A 5,450-nucleotide genomic window follows, 5' to 3' on the forward strand; every position below is an offset into this window, starting at 1 on the left:
CCATGGGCAGCGCAGTGCCCAGGAGAAGCCCGAAAAGGAGGGGTGCGCGACGCATGCGGTGGCTCAGTCCGCGCACGGCGCGTCGGGGGCGTTCATCGTCGAGACAACGACGGTCGTGCCGTCACTTTGCTCGCGCGATGCGAAGTACTTGCCTTCGGCCCGGAACTGGCCGTGGCAGGGGGAGACGGCGCCTGTCTCGACACCGGCGCAGGCGGAGAGGAGGGTGAGCCCGAGAAGGGAAGCGGGGATCAAGCGGGTGCGTCTGGTCACGTCATGTCCTTCCAGAAGTCGGGGGTGTCGCGCCAGCCATAGGGGGCGCGGTCTTCGCCGGATCGACCGCCGCCGAGAACGGCGAGAGCGGGTCCCAAGGCCGCGAGATCCATGTTCACGAAGACCGAGTCACCGGCCGAGCGCAGGAGGGCGAGGCGCAGGCCGCCCGTGGGTGTGCAGAGGAACTCGGCCTCTTTCTCGTTCAGCCGCAGGATCCGGTAATCCTCGGGGTTGGCACGCGGGTTCGGGTAGAGAAGCTGGGTCACCACGCTTTCCGCGATGATCTGGCCGACCTTGACCCGAGTCAGGTGGGTCGGCGTCTGGGTCAGCATCATCACCACGGCATTCTTCTTCCGCATGGTGACGAGCCAGTCATGCAGTCGCTTCTCGAAGATCGGATCGTCGAGCATTTTCCAGGCCTCATCGATGACGATGAGGGTCGGACGGCGATCCTCGATCATCCGTTCGATGCGGCGGAAGAGATAGGCGAGAAGTGCCGAGCGCTCGGTCCCGAGATCGAGGATTTCCGACATGTCTATGCCGACCACATCTTCGGAAAGGCTGATCTCCGAGGAGGCACCTGGGCCAAAGAGCCAGCCATGCCGACCACCCTGCCCCCATTCCCGGACCCGGCCCACAAGATCGCCCTCGTCGTCGGTCGAGGCGACAAGGGTTGCGAGGCCATCAAAGGTCCGAAGCCGCGGGTCAGCCGAAACGATCTGCCGGACAGCGGCGTTGAGGCTGACGGCTTGGGTTGTCTCGAAGGGCCGCGAACCTGAGAGGATGTCGCCGAGCCAGTCGGTGAGCCAGGCCGCCCCGCGCTCGTCGACTTCGGTCTGGAACGGGTTCAGGCCTGTCGCCTCGCCGATCCGGATCGCGGAATAGCTGCCACCCAAGGCGCGCACGGCCATTTCGAGGCCCCGGTCCTTGTCGATGACAAGGATGCGGGCATGAACCCGCCGCGCCTGTGCCATCAGGAAGGCCGTGCCGAGGGTCTTGCCCGATCCGGTGCGGCCCAACACCAGCGTGTGGCCGGCGCTCGGCTCGGCACCGCGCTCGCCCTTATCGTGGAAATTGAAGCGATAGAGGCTTGAGGTGACCGTCGGCAGCGCCGTGATTGTCTCGCCCCAGGGCGACTGCATCTTGGAGCGACCTTCCGTCACCCGGTGGAGCGCCGCCAGATGGGCGAAGTTCTGGGCTGACAGAAGTGCCGTGCGCGGGCGGTAGGCCCAGTTGCCCGGGGCTTGGGCAAACCAGGCCGCGCGGGCGGCGAAGTTCTCGCGGACGAGAGTCGCCCCGCAGTCCTGCCCAGCCCGCCAGACCTCTGAGGCGGCCTCCTCCAACTGTTCCGGGGTCTCGGCTGTGACCATGACCGTCAGGTGATGCTTGCCGAAGACCTGTCGGCCCGAGGCGACGTTGTCTGCGGCCTCGTAAAGCTCCTGCCGCAGGGTTTCGGCGGCATCCTCGGAGGCGCGCATCTGGCGTGCCGTGCGCTTGATGCGCTCTTCGATCTCGTTGTTGCGGGCTGGCGTGAAGCTGTTGGTGATGACGATGTCGTAGGGCAGTTCCAGCGCGTCGAGCATCCGCGCCCAGGTTCGGGCAGGATAGGACTTCACGCCGAAGATCGTCCCGAAACGCTGCCCGGCGCTGGTATCGATTTCCACCCGCTTCCCAGAAAACGTCATCTGCGATGACGCGACGGCCTCGGCAAGAAACTGGCTGCGCATCGGCAGCACCTTGGCCATCGGCTGCCCAAGAAGGATACCCAGGAGACCCAGCCATTCCCCGGAGGAAACGGTCAGCCGACGGAAGCCCAGGCCCTGACAAGCACCAGCCAAAAGGCCCATCGCTTCATTCAGGCGCTCGATCCGCTGGCCAAGATCGCCGGTGAAGGCCGCCTTGAAGAGCGCGCCGATCAGCGGAGCGCGCTTCAGCGCGGTAGGGCGAAGGATGAGCGAGATCACCAGCACCCTTCGCTTCAGGGTGCGGGCGCGAAGATGTCCTTGCCAGCGGGCATCAACCATGGCCGCGAATTCGGCCCTGGTGCCCTCACCATCGAAGGGCTTCAGATGTGGGGTGTCCGGCAGGGTCAGTTTGGAGACGTGGAACCCGAAACCTTCGCCCAACTGGCCGATCAGCCGCGCAAGCGAGGTGGTCGCGAGCGAGAGGTCCCCCTCTTCCGTCGTGAAACTGTCCTGCCCTTCGACCACGGCAGAAGCGATCAGATCGCCTTGCCGGGTCAGGATCAGATTGTCCGCAGGTGCAGAGAGCCAGGGCAAGTGCCGGGCGAGGGTCTCGGCTGCGAGGTCCCCGGGCCGCACGACAGATCGAAGCGCCGGAGTGGCCGGGAAGAGGGATTTGAGGTCAGCTGACATGGCGATCTCCGCCAAAGGCTGACTTGCCCCGTGTGCGCGGCGTCCGGGAGAAGACCACTGCGACCGTCTCGAAGAGGTTCGGGTTGCGGTCTGCCACGAACCACAGGACCGGATATCCGATGACCCCGATCAGCAGAAACCGCCAATCGTTGGCACCCACGAAGGGAATAACCGAGCCCAGCATCAGGCTCACGAAATAGCCGATGGGCAGGCCGAAAATCTTCGGCGGCCGGGTGAGGCCGAGAAACAGGGGCGCGTCATGCATGGGAGAAATCCGGAGGATCGGCCAAGCCGGGTGTGCGTACACACCCGGCCTGTTGCCTTGCCCACCTCAGGGGGCCGCAAAGCCGTCGATGATGGTCGCGGCAGAGAAGACGAGGACCACGCCGAAGAAGATGGCAAGGAAGAGGGGCCAGTTCAGGCGGCCGGTGAACATCATGTAGCCCGCCGCCACGACCGCAAGGATGGCGATCAGCCGTCCAATCGGGCCGGTCAGTGCATCAACCACGGTCTGAAGCATGTTCTCGAGGGGATCGAGGTTCTGCGCGAGAGCGGGCTCCGCGAGGATCGCCGCAAAGGGCATGGCCAGCAAAAGGGTGTGCAAAGCCAGGCGCGGCAAACGCGCACCGAAAAGATTGCGGAACATCTGGATTACTCCGAACTGAGGGTTGCGTTGGTCAGCCGCAGAACCTTGGCCACATGGCCCTCGGTTTCGGCATAAGGAGGAATGCCGCCGTAATCGCGGACCGCTTCGGGTCCGGCGTTGTAGGCGGCGAGTGCAAGATCGGCAGCGCTGAAGTCCTCAAGCTGGGCGAGAAGATAGCGGGCAGAGCCGTGCAGGTTGTCTTCCGGGTCATAAGGATCGACGCCGAGCAGATCAGCGGTTCCTGGCATCAACTGCCCAAGACCGATGGCACCGACGGAGGAGCGCGCATCCGGATTGAAGGCGGATTCCACGGCGATGTTGGCCCGGAAGAGCGCCAGCCATTCCGTCCCGGAAAGCCCGGCCGCCTTCAGCGCAGGGTGGCGAAGATAGTCGTCGCCGACATCGAGAACGAGGTCCTCGATCTCGGCCGTGCCGCGCGGGCCCCTGCCCTTCGGGGGCGTGCCGTAGGACGCGAGCACAACGAGACCTTCGTCATCTGCATCGGCCTCAGCTTCATCTTCGAACTTGGCGCCGTTCAAATCGCCGCGTCTGGGAAGCTCTTTGCCAAAGTCGAGGACGCTGGCTCGAACCCTCAGGTCCTCAGCCCCTGCCCCGAGGTCGATGACCTCGGCCAAGGCCCCTTGTGCGACACAAAGCCAAAGCGCCAGCCCGCCGCAGAGGGTCAGGTCAAGGGGTAGGTTCTGCCTCCGCGTCATGGGTCCAGGTCGCCTTCTCGCCCTTCTTCAAAGGAACGGGGACCGTGGTCAGACCCAACTCGACCGCGAAGGAGATGAGACCAGTGACGGTCTTGAACTCCCGAGGTTCGAGCCCGCGCGAAATCACCAGAAGGGCTGTCTGGTCACCAAGACGCAACTGAATGCGCCAGGTGCCTTGCCAGACATTGAGAACCTTCTTTGCGTCCTCGACACAGAGGGCTTCGACGATGCCGCCTTCGGTCAGGGCCTCCTTCAGTCCGGCCTGCAAGATCACCGGGGTCAAGTTCCTCATGGGTTGGCACCTTCCGAAGCAACACGCTCACGGCAGAACATAGTGCATGTCGCGCTGATGAGAAACATGTCGTCGCGCAACGTGACGGCACCACTAGCGGTAGAATCCTATTGCGTCAATAGCGGTGTTTTGTAATTCATGCACATGTTTTGAAATCTCCGGATCGTGCATGCCCACCCTCCTCTCCAGAAGCGCTCGCCTCGTCGTCGCCACCCTGCTCACAAAGCTTGTCTGCGGGGTCGCTCAAGGCGCCACGGCACTGGACTGCCTGCCGCCGATCCCGCCCGCGCCGGTTACGGATGCCGCCACGCGTGCCGAGTTTCGCGTGGAGATCGGGCAGGAGTTCACGGCCTATTTCGATGAGGCGCAGGCCTATCTGCGCTGTCTGGATGCCGCGCGATCGGAGGTGTCCGAAGAGATCAACCGCGCGATCCGCGACTACCAGTCCCTCGTCCCGGAGCCTGACGGTTGATCGCGCCAGATCAAGTTTTCCCGCCCCTCCCTTCCCTGCTCTTTCACAAGGAAACCAGCAATGAACTCCCTACGAGCTGTGGCCGCCGTCGCAGCGACTGCCGTCTCAGTTTCTCTTTCGGCGCCCGCTGCCGCCTATCCCGTCGATTGCGCGATCCTTCTCTGCCTCGCAGGCGGCTGGCCTGCCTCGGCCGAGTGTGCCCACGCCCGTGCTGTGTTCATCTCGCGGATCACGCCGTGGCCGGTGGAGCCGCCGCTGCAGATCTGGAACTGTCCGATGCGGGCGTCCCTGAACCGCGAAACTTCCCCGATGGAGCGGCGGTTCGAGATCGTGCTCCAGCATGAGGGCGGGCCACGGCCCCAGTCATCGGTTGAGAGTTCCAGCGAGCTTTATCTGGCCCAAGACCAAGCTGACGTCGACATTTCCGGTCCGGCTTACGACTTCGTGCGTTCGATCCATGTATTTCAGATCGAATACCGGCGGCACCGCAACAGGGACGGTGACTGCAACACCTGGTCGACGATCCGCGAGGGGACCTACGGCGAACAGGGTGACTTCGCTTGGGCCCGGTCAACGCCAGCCCAGGTTCCGTCCGCATCAGCGTTCCGACCGGGGACAAGCTGTTCCGACTACTGGTTCCGCGGGGTCTTCGTCGACTGGACCGATTACGAGGGCACCT

At 64.2% G+C, this 5,450-nt stretch carries 8 protein-coding genes; 2 read left to right on the forward strand and 6 right to left on the reverse strand.

Annotated features, from left to right (window positions below):
* Positions 1–63: 63 nt before the first annotated feature.
* From ACE3Q6_RS22155 to ACE3Q6_RS22180, 6 genes are all read right to left on the reverse strand, one after another.
* Positions 64–270 carry a hypothetical protein gene (locus tag ACE3Q6_RS22155; protein WP_374437288.1) on the reverse strand — a complete coding sequence of 69 codons (207 nt, stop codon included), beginning with the start codon at positions 268–270 and terminating at the stop codon, positions 64–66.
* Positions 267–2,645: a type IV secretion system protein B4 gene (locus ACE3Q6_RS22160; protein ID WP_374437291.1), complete on the reverse strand. Its 2,379-nt coding sequence runs from the start codon at positions 2,643–2,645 to the stop codon at positions 267–269. The genes ACE3Q6_RS22155 and ACE3Q6_RS22160 overlap by 4 nt, the downstream gene beginning before the upstream one ends.
* Positions 2,635–2,910, reverse strand: a complete 276-nt coding sequence (locus ACE3Q6_RS22165; RefSeq protein WP_125327833.1) for a type IV secretion system protein VirB3 — start codon at positions 2,908–2,910, stop codon at positions 2,635–2,637. Before ACE3Q6_RS22165 ends, ACE3Q6_RS22160 begins: the two co-directional genes overlap by 11 nt.
* 66 nt (positions 2,911–2,976) lie before the next feature.
* On the reverse strand, positions 2,977–3,291 hold the full coding sequence (locus ACE3Q6_RS22170; protein ID WP_084451041.1) for a TrbC/VirB2 family protein: 315 nt from the start codon (positions 3,289–3,291) through the stop codon (positions 2,977–2,979).
* 5 nt (positions 3,292–3,296) lie between these two features.
* Positions 3,297–3,926: a lytic transglycosylase domain-containing protein gene (locus ACE3Q6_RS22175; protein ID WP_245594992.1), complete on the reverse strand. Its 630-nt coding sequence runs from the start codon at positions 3,924–3,926 to the stop codon at positions 3,297–3,299.
* 52 nt (positions 3,927–3,978) lie between these two features.
* The gene (locus ACE3Q6_RS22180) at positions 3,979–4,290 is read right to left on the reverse strand and encodes a hypothetical protein (RefSeq protein WP_374437294.1); all 312 of its coding nucleotides are present in this window, start codon (positions 4,288–4,290) and stop codon (positions 3,979–3,981) included.
* Positions 4,291–4,468: 178 nt separating this feature from the next.
* On the opposite strand from ACE3Q6_RS22180, the gene ACE3Q6_RS22185 reads away from it, so the two are divergent.
* Together ACE3Q6_RS22185 and ACE3Q6_RS22190 are read left to right on the forward strand one after the other, a co-directional pair.
* Positions 4,469–4,771: a hypothetical protein gene (locus tag ACE3Q6_RS22185; RefSeq protein WP_028031001.1), complete on the forward strand. Its 303-nt coding sequence runs from the start codon at positions 4,469–4,471 to the stop codon at positions 4,769–4,771.
* 78 nt (positions 4,772–4,849) lie between these two features.
* Positions 4,850–5,450: hypothetical protein (locus tag ACE3Q6_RS22190; RefSeq protein WP_374437297.1), on the forward strand; the 601-nt coding region annotated here is incomplete at its 3' end.

Origin of the sequence: Tabrizicola sp. (assembly GCF_041913445.1) — a bacterium.
Taxonomy (GTDB): domain Bacteria; phylum Pseudomonadota; class Alphaproteobacteria; order Rhodobacterales; family Rhodobacteraceae; genus Tabrizicola.

Excerpts from the sequence above, each read along its gene's own strand:
- ACE3Q6_RS22160 (WP_374437291.1), bottom strand. The coding sequence starts at position 2,645 with ATGTCAGCTGACCTCAAATCCCTCTTCCCGGCCACTCCGGCGCTTCGA.
- ACE3Q6_RS22165 (WP_125327833.1), bottom strand. The coding sequence starts at position 2,910 with ATGCATGACGCGCCCCTGTTTCTCGGCCTCACCCGGCCGCCGAAGATT.
- ACE3Q6_RS22170 (WP_084451041.1), bottom strand. The coding sequence starts at position 3,291 with ATGTTCCGCAATCTTTTCGGTGCGCGTTTGCCGCGCCTGGCTTTGCAC.
- ACE3Q6_RS22185 (WP_028031001.1), top strand. The coding sequence starts at position 4,469 with ATGCCCACCCTCCTCTCCAGAAGCGCTCGCCTCGTCGTCGCCACCCTG.